General features: G+C 72.4%; 12 protein-coding genes. 8 read left to right on the top strand and 4 right to left on the bottom strand.

What is annotated here, in order from left to right; all coding sequences use genetic code 11:
* Positions 1 to 222 precede the first annotated feature (222 nt).
* The 4 genes from ABZ842_RS18795 to ABZ842_RS18780 all read left to right on the top strand — a co-directional run bounded on the left by ABZ842_RS18795 (position 223) and on the right by ABZ842_RS18780 (position 6,506).
* Positions 223 to 1,332, top strand: a complete 1,110-nt coding sequence (locus ABZ842_RS18795) for a slipin family protein (RefSeq protein WP_361537813.1) — start codon at positions 223 to 225, stop codon at positions 1,330 to 1,332.
* A 149-nt stretch (positions 1,333 to 1,481) separates the two neighbouring features.
* The gene (locus ABZ842_RS18790) at positions 1,482 to 4,427 is read left to right on the top strand and encodes a DEAD/DEAH box helicase (protein ID WP_361537824.1); all 2,946 of its coding nucleotides are present in this window, start codon (positions 1,482 to 1,484) and stop codon (positions 4,425 to 4,427) included.
* The gene (locus ABZ842_RS18785; protein WP_361537812.1) at positions 4,424 to 5,725 is read left to right on the top strand and encodes an SWIM zinc finger family protein; all 1,302 of its coding nucleotides are present in this window, start codon (positions 4,424 to 4,426) and stop codon (positions 5,723 to 5,725) included. Before ABZ842_RS18790 ends, ABZ842_RS18785 begins: the two co-directional genes overlap by 4 nt.
* Before the next feature lie 142 nt (positions 5,726 to 5,867).
* The gene (locus tag ABZ842_RS18780; RefSeq protein WP_361537811.1) at positions 5,868 to 6,506 is read left to right on the top strand and encodes a uridine kinase; all 639 of its coding nucleotides are present in this window, start codon (positions 5,868 to 5,870) and stop codon (positions 6,504 to 6,506) included.
* Here ABZ842_RS18780 and ABZ842_RS18775 read toward each other — a convergent pair.
* From ABZ842_RS18775 to ABZ842_RS18760, 4 genes are all read right to left on the bottom strand, one after another.
* Entirely contained in the window at positions 6,479 to 7,591 is a 1,113-nt protein-coding gene (locus ABZ842_RS18775; RefSeq protein ID WP_361537810.1) for a PfkB family carbohydrate kinase, read from the bottom strand. The genes ABZ842_RS18780 and ABZ842_RS18775 overlap by 28 nt on opposite strands.
* Complete coding sequence (locus ABZ842_RS18770) at positions 7,588 to 8,490, bottom strand: pseudouridine-5'-phosphate glycosidase (protein ID WP_361537809.1); 903 nt, start codon at positions 8,488 to 8,490, stop codon at positions 7,588 to 7,590. The genes ABZ842_RS18775 and ABZ842_RS18770 overlap by 4 nt, the downstream gene beginning before the upstream one ends.
* Positions 8,491 to 8,531: 41 nt before the next feature.
* Positions 8,532 to 9,761: an MFS transporter gene (locus ABZ842_RS18765; RefSeq protein WP_361537808.1), complete on the bottom strand. Its 1,230-nt coding sequence runs from the start codon at positions 9,759 to 9,761 to the stop codon at positions 8,532 to 8,534.
* Between the two features lie 266 nt (positions 9,762 to 10,027).
* Positions 10,028 to 10,567: a methylated-DNA--[protein]-cysteine S-methyltransferase gene (locus tag ABZ842_RS18760; protein WP_361537807.1), complete on the bottom strand. Its 540-nt coding sequence runs from the start codon at positions 10,565 to 10,567 to the stop codon at positions 10,028 to 10,030.
* Between the two features lie 314 nt (positions 10,568 to 10,881).
* Here ABZ842_RS18760 and ABZ842_RS18755 point away from each other — a divergent pair, with 314 nt between their 5' ends.
* From ABZ842_RS18755 to ABZ842_RS18740, 4 genes are all read left to right on the top strand, one after another.
* Positions 10,882 to 11,808 carry an MHYT domain-containing protein gene (locus ABZ842_RS18755; RefSeq protein WP_361537806.1) on the top strand — a complete coding sequence of 309 codons (927 nt, stop codon included), beginning with the start codon at positions 10,882 to 10,884 and terminating at the stop codon, positions 11,806 to 11,808.
* A 48-nt stretch (positions 11,809 to 11,856) separates the two neighbouring features.
* On the top strand, positions 11,857 to 13,992 hold the full coding sequence (gene uvrB / locus ABZ842_RS18750) for an excinuclease ABC subunit UvrB (protein WP_361537805.1): 2,136 nt from the start codon (positions 11,857 to 11,859) through the stop codon (positions 13,990 to 13,992).
* Between the two features lie 135 nt (positions 13,993 to 14,127).
* On the top strand, positions 14,128 to 14,706 hold the full coding sequence (locus ABZ842_RS18745) for a TerD family protein (protein ID WP_361537804.1): 579 nt from the start codon (positions 14,128 to 14,130) through the stop codon (positions 14,704 to 14,706).
* Positions 14,707 to 14,930: 224 nt separating this feature from the next.
* Positions 14,931 to 16,955 (top strand): TerD family protein, encoded by a 2,025-nt coding sequence (locus ABZ842_RS18740; RefSeq protein WP_361537803.1) that lies wholly within the window; start codon positions 14,931 to 14,933, stop codon positions 16,953 to 16,955.
* The last annotated feature ends 73 nt before the right edge of the window (positions 16,956 to 17,028 follow it).

Here is a 17,028-nt window from a genome sequence, read left to right as displayed (position 1 = left end):
CCCGCCCCGTGGGGGGGGGGGTTTTTCCACCCCGCTTGGTGGGGTTTTGCCCGGCTGGGTTGGGGGGGGTGTACCCGGGGCGGCGCCGCGGACCCTGGCAGTGCACTGCCAGGGTCCGCGGCGCGCGCGGACTTACCGGCCGTGGTCTGGACCTCGCCCCGCGCCCGCGACCGGGCATACCGTGGTAAAGAGCGTCCAGCTCGGACAGAAGGGGGTGCCCCCATGGTCGAGGAGCTGGTGGTGGCGAGTCTGGCCGCCGCATCAGGCATCGCGGTGTACATGACGGCCGCGGCCAAAGTGATCAAGCAGTTCGAGCGAGGTGTGGTCCTCCGCCTCGGCCGGCTCCACGGCGGCGTCCGCGGCCCCGGATTCACCATGATCCTTCCGATGGTCGACCGGATCCACAAGGTCAACATGCAGGTCGTGACCATGCCCGTGCCCGCTCAGGAGGGCATCACCCGGGACAACGTCACGGTCCGCGTCGACGCGGTCGTCTACTTCCGGGTGGTCGATGCGGCCAACGCCATCATCGAGGTGGAGGACTACCGCTTCGCGGTCTCTCAGATGGCCCAGACCTCGCTCCGGTCCATCATTGGCAAGAGCGACCTCGACGATCTGTTGTCGAACCGGGAGAAGCTGAACCAGGGACTGGAGCTGATGATCGACAGCCCGGCCATGGGCTGGGGCGTCCAGATCGACCGGGTCGAGATCAAGGACGTGTCGTTGCCCGAGGCCATGAAGCGCTCGATGGCGCGGCAGGCCGAGGCCGACCGCGAGCGCCGGGCCCGTGTGATCAATGCCGACGCGGAGTTCCAGGCGTCCAAGAAGCTCGCCGAGGCGGCCAGTGCGATGTCGAAGGAGCCCGCGGCATTGCAGTTGCGGCTGCTCCAGACCGTGGTTGCGGTCGCCGCCGAGAAGAACTCCACCTTGGTGCTGCCCTTCCCTGTGGAGCTGCTGCGCTTCCTCGAACGCGCCCAGCAGGGACCGCCGCCTCCGCCCCCGCCTCCGCCGCACCGCGCTGAGGAACCCGCCGTCGAGTCCCCGCCCGCCGTCGAGCCCCCCGCAGCCGTCGAACCCCCGGCCGCGGTCGAGCCCCCGCAGCCCGACGAGTCATCTGCACCCCCCGCAGGGCCGGAGCGGACCCTCGGGGCGGCCCCGGACGCCCCACCCGTGGGCGAGTCCGCCGTACAGCCCCAGAAGGACCTGCCGCAGGTCGATCCCCCGCGGGGCGCCTCGGTGCCACCCCTGGTGGACACCTCAGGGCTCGCGGACGCCGCGCAGGCCGAGCCCGATCCCATACGGCGGCTCCGGCCGACACCGCCCATCGGGTGAGGCAGCGCATCGCGTGAGCTCGTACGTCGGCTGAGCCTGGGCCTCGGGTCGCGGCCCGTTGTCACACCCCGCCCGTATGGTCGTAGATCCCAGCACTTCGGTGCACGGCACAGCAGATCCAACGAGGACGGGAGGTGCACATGGCGTCGATGACCCCGTTGCTGCACGGCTGCGCCGCCGTCTTCCTTCCGGCGGCCCTGCCGCGGGAGGGCAAGGTCGCCTTCTGGGCCCCCTCCGGCGAGCCCCCGCAGGGCGACACCGAGCTGATCACCGTCGTCCAGTACGGAGGTCCGGAGGCGTCGTCCGCCAGCGCCGCGGTCCCCGAGGCTGCTTCCGACGGCCAAGGCACGGCCGACGCGGAGGTCCACCGTCGTAAGGTGCCCGCCGTGCTGCTCTCCATCACCGAGGCAGTGCCGCTGTTGGTGCGGGCCAGGAGCCGCCCCGGGGCGCACCCCGCCGCGACCTGCTGGGGCGCCGCCGCGCTGCACGCCCTGCACCTGGTGGCCCGCGGTCGGCTGCTGCCCGGACTGACCCCCACCGACCACGACGCCTGGCGCGCGGGCCCGCTGGACGCCTCCGACATCGCCCAGTTGCGGGCCATCGCCGCGGCCATGCCGTCCGAGGCGTATGCGGTCCCCGTGGCGGGCGAGGAAGACCTCCGGGTGCCCGAGCCCGAGGCCCTGGTCCGGGCCTTCTTCGACGCCGTCGTCGACACCCTGCCGCGTACCCCCGCCGCAGCCCACGCCGCCGGCGCGCCCTTCGCGGCCACGGCGCCCCAGCACCTGCCCGAGGCCAGGGAGTGGACGGCGGAAGCCGCGGCGGGCATGGACGCCGGGGTGCGGGTGTCCCTGCGCCTCGACCTTTCCGCGTTCGAGCTCTTCGACAGCTCCGACGGAGCGGGCGAAGACGGGCCCGCGGACGACGCCAGCGCTGAAGGCGCCGGTGGGCGGGGTGAAGCCGGGCGTACCGCAGGCGCAGCCCTCGTCCAGGTGCACAGCCTCGCTGACCCCACCCTGGTCATCGACGCGGCCCGGCTCTGGGCGGGTCAGGGGGACGCGGAGTTCGGCCCCCGCGCCAAGGTCGACGCGGTCCTCGCGCTGCGCCGCGCGGCACGCGTCTGGCCACCGCTGGCCGTCCTGCTGGAGCGGGACGTGCCGGACGTGCTGCCGCTCGCCGAGGACGAGCTGTACGACCTGTTGGGCCCTGGCGCCGCACGCCTCGCCGCTGCCGGCGTGGCCGTCCACTGGCCCAGGGAGCTGGCGCGCAACCTCACTGCCACCACCGTCATCCGGCCGGCCCCCGGCTCCGCGACCGACGGGACCCCGTTCTTCGACAGCGCAGAGCTGCTGGCCTTCTCCTGGCGGCTCGCGCTCGACGGCGATCCCCTGACCGATCAGGAAATGGACGCCCTGGCGGAGTCGCACCGGGCGATCGTGCGTCTGCGGGACCGTTGGGTGGTCGTCGATCCCGATCTCGTGCGCAAGGCCCGCAAACGCGAGTTGGGCCTGCTCCAGCCCGTCGACGCGCTGGCCGCGGCCCTGACGGGCACGGCCGAGGTCGACGGCGAGACGGTGGACGTGGTGCCGACGGGCACCCTCGCCGCGCTGCGGGACCGCCTGGTGCAGCAGGCGGAGCCCCCGCCGCAGCCTCCGGCCCTCGCCGCCACCCTGCGCGACTACCAACTCCGCGGCCTGGCCTGGCTCGACCTGATGACCTCCCTCGGCCTCGGTGGCTGCCTCGCCGACGACATGGGCCTCGGCAAGACCGTCACGGTGATCGCCCTCCACCTCCATCGCGACCGCGCGGCCCCCACGCTGGTGGTCTGCCCCGCCTCCCTCCTCGGGAACTGGCAGCGCGAGATCACCCGCTTCGCGCCCGGGGTCCCCGTCCGCCGCTTCCACGGCGCGGACAGGACGCTGCCCACGACGGGCGGCGGCTTCGTCCTCACCACGTACGGCACGATGCGCTCCAGCGCGGAGAAGCTCGCCGCGCACACCTGGGGCATGGTCGTCGCCGACGAGGCCCAGCACGTCAAGAACCCGTACTCCGCGACCGCGAGGGCCCTGCGGACGATCCCGGCACCCGCGCGCGTGGCCCTCACCGGCACCCCGGTGGAGAACAACCTCTCTGAGTTGTGGGCCCTGTTGGACTGGACGACCCCGGGGCTGCTCGGCCCGCTGAAGGCGTTCCGTTCGCGGCACGCCCGCCCGGTGGAGCTCGGGGAGGACGCGGAAGCGGTGGACCGACTGGCCCGTCTGGTCCGGCCGTTCCTGCTGCGGCGCCGGAAGTCGGACCCGGGCATCGTGCCCGAACTGCCGCCCAAGACGGAGTCCGACCACCCGGTGGCCCTCACCCGGGAACAGGCGTCGCTGTACGAAGCCGTGGTCCGCGAGTCCATGGCGGTGATCGGCTCCGCCCAAGGCATCGCGCGCCGGGGGCTGGTGATGAAGCTGCTGACCGATCTCAAGCAGATCTGCAACCATCCGGCGCAGTTCTTGAAGGAGCAAGGCAACGGGAGCGGTGCGAGCGCCTCGCGACCCGCGGGCGCGCCCGTACGGCTGGCGGGCCGCTCGGGGAAGCTCGCCCTGTTCGACGAGTTGCTGGAGACCATCCTCGCCGAGGACGGCTCGGTCCTGGTCTTCACCCAGTACGTCACCATGGCCAGGCTGCTGACCGACCACCTCACCTCCCGGGGCATCCCCTCCCAACTGCTGCACGGAGGCACCCCGGTCGCCGAGCGCGAGCGCATGGTGGACCGGTTCCAGTCCGGGGAGGCGCCCGTCTTCGTGCTCTCCCTCAAGGCCGCGGGCACCGGCCTGAACCTCACCCGCGCCGGTCACGTCATCCACTTCGACCGCTGGTGGAACCCGGCCGTCGAGGAGCAGGCCACGGACCGCGCGTACCGCATCGGACAGACCCAACCGGTGCAGGTGCACCGGCTGATCGCGGAAGGCACCGTGGAGGACAAGATCGCCGAGATGCTGGCGGGCAAGCGCGCCCTGGCGGACGCGGTCCTGGGCTCCGGAGAGGCAGCGCTCACCGAGCTGACCGACCGGGAGCTGGCCGATCTCGTGTCCCTGAGGAGGACGGCATGACGCCGTCGGCCACCCGACGCCACAGTCCGTCGGGGCGCAAGGGCCGCGCGGGCGCCTCCTCCGTGCGCCACGACGACCGCCGGCGCACGTTCTCCGCACCGGAGCCTCGCGGGTCGGGGGAGGAGTCCACGACCAGTTGGTGGGGCGACGCCTGGGTGGAGGCGCTGGAGGAGGGCGCCCTGGACCCCGTCAGGCTGGCGAGGGGGCGGGCTTACGCGGGCCGAGGGCTGGTCGACGCGATCACGGTGACGCCGGGGCGGATCACCGCCTACGTCCACGGCACCAGGCCCCGCCCGTACCGCACGCAGATCCGGCTGCGGACCCTCACCGACGACGAGTGGGACACGTTCCTGTCCGTGGCGGTCGACCGCCCCGACCACATCGCCGCACTGCTCGACAAGGACGTGCCCCGGGCGCTGGCCACCGCGGCCGATCTGCTGCCGGCGGCGGGGGACCTGATTCCGGACTGCTCCTGCCCGGACGACGGCCTGCCGTGCAAACACGCCGCCGCGCTCTGCTACCAGGTGGCGCGGCTGTTGGACGAGGACCCCTTCGTCCTCTTCCTGGCCCGCGGCATGGGGGAGCGCGAGATGCTGGCGGCCCTGTCGCAGCGCAACGCGGTGCGGTCGGCGGCGGAGCGGGCCTCGCAGGCCGGCGGGGCACGGATGCCGACGTTGACGGCCCTGGAGGCGCTGGCCCCGCGGCGGCTGGCGCCGCTTCCGCCGCCCTTCCCCGTGCCGGCCCAGCCCGGGCGTCCGCCGGCGTATCCCGAGGCGCCGGACCCCCTCGCGCTCGACCTGCTCGCCACCGAGGCGGCGGCCCGCGCCCATGCCCTGCTCACCACCGGGGTCGACCCCACCGCGCCGCTCACGGTCTGGCAGGACGCGGTACGACTGGCCGCCGCCCACCCCGGTTCCGGACTCACCGCGTCCACCCGAGCGCTCTACCGCGACCTCGCCGCCGCGACCGGTCGCACGCCCATCGAGCTGGCCCGTGCCGTGGCGGCCTGGCGGCAGGGCGGGCTGGTCGCCCTCGGAGTGCTGGAGGAGGCGTGGGACCCACCGGCCGGCCCCTTCGACCGAGCCGGGCCCGCCCTGGTCGCGGCGGACTTCACCGGCTTCAGACCCCGGCGCAACTGGCTGTCGACCGGATCGCTTCAGATCCGCTTCGGTCGGGACGGCCTCTGGTACGGGTACGAATCCGATCCCGACCAGGAGGACTGGTGGCCGCGCGGCACCCCGGACGCCGATCCGGTGGGCGTGGTCACCGCGATGTCACCCACACCAGCAGCCGGGTGAAGCCCTGCCCCGCAACCCTCTTTCACAGAGCCGGCCACGTCGAGCTGCAGCAGCGGACGATCTGTCATGTCAGCGCCCAGAAGCCCTGCCTGGCGAGTAGTCGCCAAGGCATCGACACCAAGTCCTCAACGATGATGGACTGGTGAGACTCGAAGCGATCACCTGGGAACGGCTGACCGAGACCATCGCCGACAGGGTCACGGATCTGGTGGCCGAGGACGGCAGTCCCTGGTTGCGCATCGGGATCGACGGGGCCCCCGCCGCGCAGGGCGGGGACTTCGCCGGTCGGGTCGAGGAGGCGCTGCTGCTGCGCGGGCGGCGCTCCCTCGTCGTCGGGACCGGCGGCTTTCTGCGCCCCGCCTCGCTGCGGTACGAGTTCGGGCGTGACGACCCTGACACGTACTACAGCGGCTGGTTCGACACGGGCGCGCTGTGGCGGGAGGTCTTCGGGCCCCTGGAGGCCGGCGGCACAGGGTGGGTGCTGCCTGACCTCTGGGATCCCGGGACCGACCGGGCGACCCGCAGTCCCCGGGTGGAACTGCCCCGCGGCGGTGTGCTGTTGCTGCACGGGCCGTTCCTGCTCGGGCACTGGTTCCCGTTCGACCTGACGGTGCACCTCGGGTTGTCGCGGGCCGCACTGCGCCGACGCACAGAAGAAGACGAGCGCTGGACGCTGCCCGCGTTCCAGCGGTACGAGGAAGAGGTGGGACCTGAAGAGAGCGCAGACGTGGTGGTTCGGGCCGACGACCCCCGTCATCCCGCGTGGGGCGGCATGGACTGAGCGGTATCCGGGGGCACGGCGTTGGAGCACGTGACGTCGGAAGGCGTGGAACGCGCGGTACCGGACGGAACGGTCTGGTCGGGGGCGAGGCCGGGGTTGGGGCCGGCGGGCGCGGTGTTGGGCGGCACGGTCTCGGTGGGGCTGGTGGCGGGCGGCAGTGGGGGGCGTCCGCCGGTCAGGGTCACCGCCGCCGTACCGGCCCGGCAGCCGGCCGAGGCCGCGGCCACCGGGTCGGCCCCGGACAGCCACGCGGCCAGGAAGCCACCGGTGAAGGCGTCGCCTGCGCCCGTCGAGTCCACGGCCTCGACCGCGTGGGCCGGGACTCGGGCGATGACGGCGCCCGCGGCGGCGACCAGTGCTCCGCCCGGGCCGAGGGTGACCACGACGAGGGGGACGCTGCGGCTCAGTGCGGCGGCGGACGCGGCCACGTCGGGCAGTCCTGCCAGGAGGCGGGCCTCGTCGGCGTTGGGTACGAGGACGTCCACCGCGTCGAGTTCTGCCAGGACCTCGACCACGCCCTGCTGCCGGATGAAGCCGGCGGAGGCCGGGTCCATGCTCACCGTGACTCCGCGCGCCCGGGCCGACTCCCGGGCGAGTCGGGCCAGTTGTCGACTGGGGTCGGAGAACAGGAGGTAGCCGGAGAGATGGACGTGAGCGACGCCGTCCAGCAGGGACGGTGACCAATCGGTCGTACCGAAGCGCTGGAGTGCCCCGCTGTCCGTGAGGAAGGTCCGTTCGGCGCTGGTGTCGACGAGGGCGACCACGGTCGTGGTCGACGCGCTGTCGTCCACGACGAGGACGGGTCGTACGCCTGCGGCTCGGAGGTGTGCGGAGTGCCACTGTTCCTCGGCCCGCCCCACCCGGCCGAACAGCCGGACCTCGTGCGCGCTGGCCTCGTGCGCGCGGCTCTCGTGGGCTGCCCAGCATGCGACGTTCGCGGCAGCTCCGCCGGGGAGGATCCGGATGCGGGCCGCCGTGTCGGTGCCGTGTGCCAGGGGCGCGGAGTGCCGGGCTATGACGTCCGTGGCGACCTCCCCGATGACCAGGAGGGCGCGGCCGACCCCGTGCTCGCGGCCGGGGGTCATAGGGCCGCCGCGATGAGGGCTGCGAGCCGGACGTTGCCCCGGACCGCCGCCACGTTCGCCTCCAGGGACGCGCCGTGCGTTCGGCGGGTGAGGAAGTCCAGCAGGAAGGGGGTGACGGCCTGTCCCACGATGCCGCGCTCCGCGCACTCGTCCAGCGCTTCGCGGAGCACCCGGTCGTGCAGGTCGGGGTCCAACTGCTCCGACTCCGGCACCGGGTTGGCGATCACCAGCGCCGATCGGGGTTCGCCCAGGGAGTCCCGGGCGCGGATCACGGCGGCGGCCTCGTCGGGGGAGTGGACCGTCCAGTCCACGGGCTCTCCGGAGGAGGCCAGATAGAACCCGGGGAAGCGGTCCGTGCCGTAGCCGACGACGCCCACGCCCAGGGTCTCCAGCCGTTGCAGCGTCGCGGGGACGTCCAGGACGGACTTCACCCCGGCGCAGACCACTGCGATCCCGGTCTGCGCCAGGACGCGCAGGTCCGCCGACTCGTCCTGGGAGTGCGTCCACTCGCGGTGCACCCCGCCCAGCCCACCCGTGGCGAAGACCCGGATCCCCGCGCGGGCGGCGAGGAAGGCCGTGGCGGAGACGGTGGTCGCCCCGCTCGCACCGGCGGCGACGGCGGGTGCCAGATCGCGCCGGCCGAGTTTGCGCACCCCGCCCTCAAGGGCGATCCGCTCCAACTGGTCCTCGGTCAGGCCGATGTGCACCCGCCCGTCGAGCACGGCGACGGTGGCGGGCACCGCGCCCGCAGAGCGCACGAGCGCCTCCAACTCCGCAGCGACGACGAGATTGCGCGGGCGGGGCAGCCCGTGCGCGATGATCGTGGACTCCAGGGCCACCACGGGTCGGCCCGCGGACAGCGCTTCGCGTACTTCCTCGGATACCTCGGTCAGCAGCATGTCCCATCCCTGGCACCGGGACGGGCCCGCCAAACCCTCCGTCAGCCGACCGCCCTGCGCAGGGCGAGCGCGGCCAGGGGCAGCAGCAGAAGCGCACCGATCACGTTCAGCCAGCCGTAGCCCGCCTGTGCCATGACGACGCCGGCGAGGGCGCCGACGATGCCGGCGGACGCGTTCATCGCCAAGTCCGACAGGCCTTGGACGGCGGCCCCGGACGACGTCGGCACGGAGTCCGTGAGCAGGGCGGACCCCGACACCACGCCCGCCGACCAGCCCAGCCCCAGCAGGACGAGGCCGGCCGCGGTCTGGCCGTGACTGGCCCCGGCAGTGCCCGCCAGCAGCGCCGCCGCGCCGAGCAGCCCGACGGCGAGGCCGATCACCGTGAGCCTGCCGAAACGATCCGCCAGCCACCCCATCACCGGGGACAGCGCGTACATGCCCGCGATGTGGCCGCTGATGACCAGGCCGATCAGTTCGATGGCCGCGCCGTGGTGTCCGAGGGCGATGGGCGTCATCGACATGATCGCCACCATCGCGGTGTGCGACACGGCGATCGTGACGAGGGCCAGCTGCGCCATCGGCGACTCCCGGACGATGCGGATCGCGGACCGCAGCGAGCCGGACTCGGGGGACGGCGTCTCGCGTGCGAGGGCGCGTGCCGTCAGCAGAGGGTCGGGACGCAGCAGCAGATGGAGCGCGACGGCTGCGAGGAGGAACACCCCGGCCGCCCAGACGAAGGGGCCGGCGGCGACCGGTATGCCGAGGCCGGAGACGGTCCGCCCCGCGGGGGCCGCGACGTTCGGCCCGAGCACCGCGCCGATCGTGGTCGCCCACACCACCAGCGAAATCGCCTGACCGCGGCGTTCGGGCAGGGCGAGGTCCGCCGCGGCGAACCGGGTCTGGAGGTTCGCCGAGGTCGCGCCGCCGAACGCGGTCAGACCGAGCAGGACCACCGGGAAGCTGTCGACCTTGGCGCCCAGCACGACCACGCCGGCGCCCACCGCACCGATGAGGTACGCGAGGACGAGCCCGGCCCGCCGCCCGCGGGCCGTCATCAGCGCGGCCAACGGCATCGACAACAGCGCAGGCCCGACCACCGACGCGGTGGAGGCCAGCCCGGCCAGTGCGTCCGTACCGCTGATCTCCCGGGCCAACACCGCGCCCAGGGCGACACCGGTCGCGATGCCGAGTCCGCCGAGGACCTGGCTGATGACCAGGGCGACGGTGACCCGCCGGCGCAGCGCGGGCAACTCCTCCTCGGAGACGATCACGGACGCCGACGCGGGCCGGCCCTTTGCTGCTCCTCCTGCGGGCGCCGGAGGCGGAAGGGCGTCCTGAGGACCGGCAGCGCGCCGCGGACCCGCGGCCCCGGCCGCGGATGTGTCTGGTACGTCAGGGTGGAGGCTCACCGACGCAGTCTGCCAGCTCGCACTGAGGTGCGAAACGGTACCCAAGGCTCTCACCTGGGCTTCTCATCTCGCCCCCGCACCCGGCACCCGGGCCCGCACCCCGCGTCCGGACACGAGGACGCCGGAACTCAGAACAACGGCTGCGGAAGGACGCCTTCCAGCGCCAGCAACTTCCGCTTCGTCTCCAGACCGCCGCCGAAGCCGCCCAGCTTGCCGTCCGTCTCCACCACCCGGTGGCAGGCGACGACCACCGGCAGCGGATTCGAGCCCATCGCCGCCCCCACGGCCTGGGCCGCGCCCGGCTGGCCGACCCGGGCCGCGAGGTCCCCGTACCCCACCACTGCGCCGTAGGGCACGTCGGCGTCCAACCTCTGCAGCACCTCGCGGTTGAAGCCGCCGGAGAGCGACCAGTCGAGCGGCAGCGTGAACCGGGTGAGTTCACCGGCGAAGTACGCCTCCAGCTGACGTATCGCCTCGGCGAGCCGGCCCGGCTCCTCGGCCGTGACGTGGACGGGCGTGGCGCCGAGGCGGCCGGCCAGCCGGCGCAAGGCGGACTCCCGCACGTGTTCGTCGGCGTGGAACACCACGCTCACCAGGCCCCGATCGGTCGCCGCCAGGAGCAGCGGCCCGATGTCCGGCTCGACGACGGTCCACTCGAAGGTGCTCATGCGACCACCGTACGACCGACCACTGACAACGCCGCCAACGCCGCCAATGCCGCCAACGCCGACGCCAGCGCCTGGCCGGAAGACCAGCGCAAGAACCAACGCGGGACGGCACCGCACGGGCAGGAAACAATCCAATCCGCACAGAACGCATCACCTGCGGTGGTCTTGGGCGATAAATCGCACCCATGTGTTCTCCCGGCGTGCCCGGGGTCCTACGCTCAGCCCCTGAACACACGTTCCATCGGGGGATGGCGAGATCGCACGAATGCGGGACCGCTCAGGAGATCGGAGCTTGAGGAGCGAGGACGCACGGCATGCAGGGAACGATCGACGGGTTCAGCCACGGAATCGTCACGCCCCTCGTGGCCTTCGCGATGGCCTGTCTCGGTGGAGCCCTCGGACTGCGCTGCACCACCAGGTCGGTCCGCAACCGGCAGACCTTCAAAGCCGGCTGGCTGGCCCTCGGCGCGACCTCCATCGGGTCCGGCATCTGGACCATGCACTTCATCGCCATGATGGGCTTCAGCGTCGACGAGGCGCAGATCACCTACGACCCGCTGATCACCTTCGCCAGCCTCGGCATCGCCATCGTCATGGTCGGCATCGGGATCTTCATCGTCGGGTACCGCGGCGCGACCACCATGGCGCTGGTCACCGGCGGCATGATCACCGGGCTCGGGGTCGCCTCCATGCACTACCTCGGCATGGCCGGGATGCGGCTGCCCGGGAAGATCGCGTACGACACCGTCACGGTCGTGCTCTCCGTCGTCATCGCCGTGGTCGCGGCCACCGCCGCCCTGTGGGCAGCGGTCTCCATCCACGGCTTCCTGGCCAGCCTCGGCGCCAGCATGGTGATGGGGGTGGCGGTGACTGGCATGCACTACACGGGCATGGCGGCGGTCAGCGTCCACCTCCACGGCGGGTCCGCAGCCGCCTCCGGGGAGTCGGCCGCGTCCCTGCTCCTGCCCCTCCTCGTCGGCCCGCTGATCTTCCTGCTGATCGCCGGGGTCGTCGTGATGTTCGACCCGCTGCTGGTGATGGGCGAGCCGGACTGGCACAAGCCGAAGCCCAACCGCCGGGACGCCCCCGCCCCGGCCCGCGGCGGCCCGTGGGGCTCCCGCGGCGTCCGGCCCGCGGACTCCGTGGACCCCGTCGACCCGCTGTTCGAGGGGCAGGCCGCCGGCTGGGGCCCGGTGGACCCCGCCACCCGCCGCGAGCCGCCCCGCCCCGACGGCTGGTAGCGGCCCGCCCGACCCCCGTTGTCAGTGGGTGGTCGTACCGTGGAACCCATGCGGCCCGTTTCCGATATCGAACGTACGGTGGCGCCCTTCGAGGTCGTCAGCCCCTTCAAGCCCAGCGGCGACCAGCCCACGGCCATCGCCGACCTGGACCGGCGCATCCGTGCCGGCGAGAAGGACGTCGTCCTGCTCGGTGCCACCGGCACCGGCAAGTCCGCCACCACGGCGTGGATGATCGAGAAGCTGCAGCGCCCCACCCTGGTGATGGCGCCGAACAAGACCCTCGCCGCCCAGTTGGCGAACGAGTTCCGCGAGCTCCTCCCGAACAACGCCGTCGAGTACTTCGTCTCGTACTACGACTACTACCAGCCCGAGGCGTACGTCCCGCAGTCGGACACCTACATCGAGAAGGACTCCTCGATCAACGAGGAGGTCGAGCGGCTGCGCCACTCCGCGACGAACTCGCTCCTCACCCGGCGCGACGTGATCGTGGTCGCCTCCGTCTCCTGCATCTACGGCCTCGGCACCCCGCAGGAGTACGTGGACCGCATGGTCCAGCTCAAGGTGGGCGAGGAGATCGACCGCGACCAGCTGCTGCGCCGCTTCGTCGACATCCAGTACACGCGCAACGACACCGCGTTCACCCGCGGCACCTTCCGGGTCCGCGGCGACACCATCGAGATCTTTCCGGTGTACGAGGAGCTCGCGGTCCGCATCGAGATGTTCGGCGACGAGATCGAGGCCCTCTCCACGCTGCACCCGCTCACCGGCGAGATCCTCAGTGAGGACCAGTCGCTCTACGTGTTCCCGGCGAGTCACTACGTGGCCGGCCCCGAGCGCCTGGAGAAGGCGGTCAACGGCATCGAGGCCGAGCTGGAGCAGCGCCTGGCCGAGCTGGACAAGCAGGGCAAGCTCCTGGAGGCCCAGCGGCTGCGGATGCGCACCACGTACGACATCGAGATGATGCGGCAGATCGGCTCCTGCTCCGGCATCGAGAACTACTCGATGCATTTCGACGACCGCGAGCCCGGCTCCCCGCCCAACACCCTCCTCGACTACTTCCCCGAGGACTTTCTGCTGGTCATCGACGAGTCGCACGTCACCGTGCCGCAGATCGGCGCGATGTACGAGGGCGACGCCTCCCGCAAGCGGACCCTGGTGGACCACGGCTTCCGGCTGCCGTCCGCGCTGGACAACCGCCCGCTGAAGTGGGAGGAGTTCACCAAGCGGATCGGTCAGACGGTCTATCTGTCGGCCACCCCCGGCGCGTACGAACTCTCCCGCGGCGACGGCTTCGTGGAGCAGATCATCCGGCCCACCGGCCTGGTCGACCCCGAGGTCGTGGTCAAGCCCACCGAGGGACAGATCGACGACCTGGTGCACGAGATCAGGCTGCGCACCGAGCGGGACGAGCGGGTGCTCGTCACCACCCTCACCAAGAAGATGGCCGAGGACCTCACGGACTACTTCCTGGAGCTCGGCATCCAGGTGCGCTATCTGCACAGCGACGTCGACACCCTGCGCCGGGTGGAGCTGCTGCGGGAGCTGCGCGCCGGTGAGTACGACGTCCTCGTCGGCATCAACCTGCTGCGGGAGGGCCTGGACCTGCCCGAGGTGTCCCTGGTCGCCATCCTCGACGCCGACAAGGAGGGCTTCCTGCGCTCCGGCACCTCCCTCATCCAGACGATCGGCCGTGCGGCGCGCAACGTCTCCGGTCAGGTCCACATGTACGCGGACAAGATCACCCCGGCGATGGAGAAGGCCATCGACGAGACCAACCGCCGCCGCGAGAAGCAGATCGCGTACAACACCGAGAAGGGCATCGACCCCCAGCCGCTCCGCAAGAAGATCAACGACATCGTCGCGACCATCGCGCGCGAGGAGATCGACACCGAGGAGCTGTTGGGCACGGAGTACCGCAAGCCCAAGGAAGGCAAGGGCGCCAAGGCCCCGGTACCCGCGCTGCGCAGCTCGACGGGCAAGGCCGGCAAGGCGGCGGGCGCCAAGGGCGGCGCCGTCGCCACGGACCGGCCCGCGGCCGAACTGTCCGCGATCATCGAGGAGATGACCGAGCGGATGCGGGCCGCCGCGGCGGACCTCCAGTTCGAGGTGGCCGCCCGGTTGCGCGACGAGGTCGGCGAGTTGAAGAAGGAGTTGCGCCAGATGAAGGAAGCGGGGCTCGCCTGACCCCGCCCCTCCTATCTGTGTTGCAAGAACGACACAAATGCCGGACAGTCGTGCCGCACGCTCGACGTGGGTGCGTAGGGTGCAGTGCAGCCGCTCACCTGGGCGGTGGCACTTCAGTGAAGAAGGGGACAGCGCGTGACGGTCAACATGACCAAGGGTCAGGCCATCAGCCTGCAGAAGAGCGACGGGGGCACCCTTACCGCAGTGCGGATGGGGCTCGGCTGGCAGTCGGCGGCCCGCCGCGGTCTGTTCGGCTCGCGCACGAAGGAGATCGACCTGGATGCGTCGGCGGTGCTCTTCGCCGACAAGCAGCCGGTGGACGTGGTCTTCTTCCGCCACCTCGTGAGCGATGACGGCTCCGTGCGCCACACCGGGGACAACCTCGTCGGCGGCGCCGGTTCGGGCGGCGACGACGAGGCCGTCCTCGTCGACCTGTCGCGGGTGCCCGTCCACATCGACCAGATCGTCTTCACGGTGAACTCCTTCACCGGGCAGACGTTCCAGGAGGTGAAGAACGCCTTCTGCCGCATCGTGGACGAGAGCAACGGCCAGGAGCTGGCCCGTTACACCCTCGACGGCGGCGGCAACTACACCGCGCAGATCATGGCGAAGGTGCACCGCGTCGGCACCGGCTGGAAGATGACGGCCCTGGGCAACCCGGCGAACGGCCGCACCTTCCAGGACCTGATGCCCGCGATCCTGCCGCATCTGTGAGGAACGGTCGCCGGCAGGCGCCGTAAGGCCGTAGGACAAGGACGCAGCTCCCGGAGGCAGATCGGCCGCCGGGAGCTGCACCGCTTGCCGCCACGGCGCCGGCACCGTGCCGACCCGCCACATCGACGTTCTGCGACCACCACGACGACCACTTCGACGTCCTGCCGACCACTACTTCGACGACCGACAGCACCAAAGACCAACAGCATCGAGGGGACGAGGCGATGACGGCCGAGCTGGTCCGTGGGCAGAACCATCCGCTGCCCGACAGCCGTCTGGAGGTCCGGGTGTCCGCCGGCCACGCGGTCGTGGCCTGCGCCACCTGCACCGACGAGCGGGACGTCACCCGCCGCGAGTGGCTCGCGCACCCCGGATCGCCCCGATTGCCCGGCCTGGAGGTGCCCACCGGCGCCACCGACGCCCCGCGCTACACCGTCGACCTGGCCGCGGTCGACGCGGCCGTCCACCGCATCCACCTGGTGATCGCCCTCCCCGAGGGCCCCGGTGGACCGGCCCACTTCGGCGCCACGGCCGCCCCGTTCCTCGCCGTCGCCGGCCAGGACGGGACGGAGGTCGCCAGCTTCACCATCACGGAGCTGGGCGCGGAGACGGCCGTCGAAGCCCTGGAGCTGTACCGGCGCCAGGGCGCCTGGAAGGTGCGCGCCGTCGGCCAGGGGTACGCCGGCGGGCTCGGTCGCCTCTTCGCCGACCAGGGGCTCGACGGGGCGCAGGAGCGGGCCGCCGAGGTGCAGGCCGCGATCGCCCGGCCGACGCCCCGCGCGGAGCCCGCCCCGCTCCGTACGCTCAGCGCGTCGGAGGGCACGTACGCACCCGGCGCCGGCACCGGCAGCACCAGCACCGGCGGCAGCGGCGCGGGAGCCCGTCCCGGAGGTCAGACGCCGACCCCCGGCGGGCCGGACGCAACCGTTCCGGACGGCTTCCAGAGCGCCGGCGCGGCGCAGCCCGGCTCCACGACGCCCCAGCCGTCCGCCGACGGCACCCAGCAGGAGGCGTCGACGGGCTCCGGGGGCCGGATCGACTACTCGCACCCGCGCCGCCGCTCCGTACCGCCCCCGCCGCCGCCCACCGCGCCCGCCCCGCAGCCCGGGGAACCGACCCGTCCGGTCGCCGGCGACGCCACCGGCTGGTCCATGGAGGAGCGCCTCTACAACCAGATCTGGGGGATGTTCGAGGACCTGGCGCGCACCGTCGCCGCGTACCGCAGCGCCGTGGAGTTCGCGGAGTCCCGGCTGGACCAGGAGCTGGACCAGGCGCTGTCCGACCCGCGCAGCAGGATCGGCGGCGCCGCCGACGCGGCCCGGGCCGAGGCCCGCGCCAAGTGCGAGCAGCTGACGGCACAGGCCCGTCAGGCGCTCGACCGCGACCTCGCGCAGCTCGCCGCGGAGTCGGACGTCGTCGAGCCCGCCCTGCCGCCCGCCTTCGCCCGCTGGGACAACCCCGTCTGGCACGCCTTCCGGGTGCCCATGGAGACGCCGATGGCGATGCGCCTCGGCGATCTCCAACTGCCCGAGTCGCCCGAGCTGCGCATCCCGTTCCTGATCAGGCTGCCGCTGGAGCGCGGGTTGTGGGTGGACAGCGGGCGTGCCGGGTCCGAGGCGGCGATCATGCTGGACGACGCCCAGCTGCGGAAGCTCGCCATGGACTGCGCGGTGGCGCACGCGGCCCGGCTGGTGGCGGTCCATCCGCCCGGGGACTTCGCCGTCCACGTCATCGACCCGGCCGGCACGGCGGCGCCCTCGCTGGCCCCGCTGGTGGAGTCCGGCGTCCTGGCCGCCCCGCCGGCCGCCGGCGCGCAGGGCGTCAGCCAGACCCTCGCCAAGCTCACCCAGCGGGTGGACCTGGTGACCATGGCGGTGCGCGGCGGTGCGCCGGACGCGCTTCCGCCCGACCTGGACACGGCCGAGCAGCTGCTGATCGTCAACGACTTCCCGCACGGCTTCGACGACCGGGCCGTCACCCAGCTGCGCTATCTCGCCGACGAGGGGCCGCAGGTTGGCGTGCACCTGATGATGGTGGCGGACCGGGAGGACGCCAGTGCGTACGGGCCGGTCCTGGACCCCTTGTGGCGTTCGTTGCTGCGGGTCACCCCCGTCCCGGACGACCATCTGGCGGACCCGTGGGTGAGGCATTCGTGGACGTACCAGCCACCGGCGGTCCCGCCGGGGAGCGCGATCCTGCGCCACGTCCTGGACCAGGTCTCCGAAGCACGACGGTCCTGGGACGGATGAGCAGGGGTTTTTAATCTCTGTTTGCCAACTGTTTTACCTTCGCTGGAGAACTGCTGTACGCTCCAACAAAGCG

Source organism: Streptomyces sp. NPDC047315 (assembly GCF_040643215.1).
GTDB lineage: Bacteria > Actinomycetota > Actinomycetes > Streptomycetales > Streptomycetaceae > Streptomyces.
The sequence above is the reverse complement of the archived record's forward strand: the minus strand, read 5'-3'. Positions and strand labels throughout refer to the sequence as shown.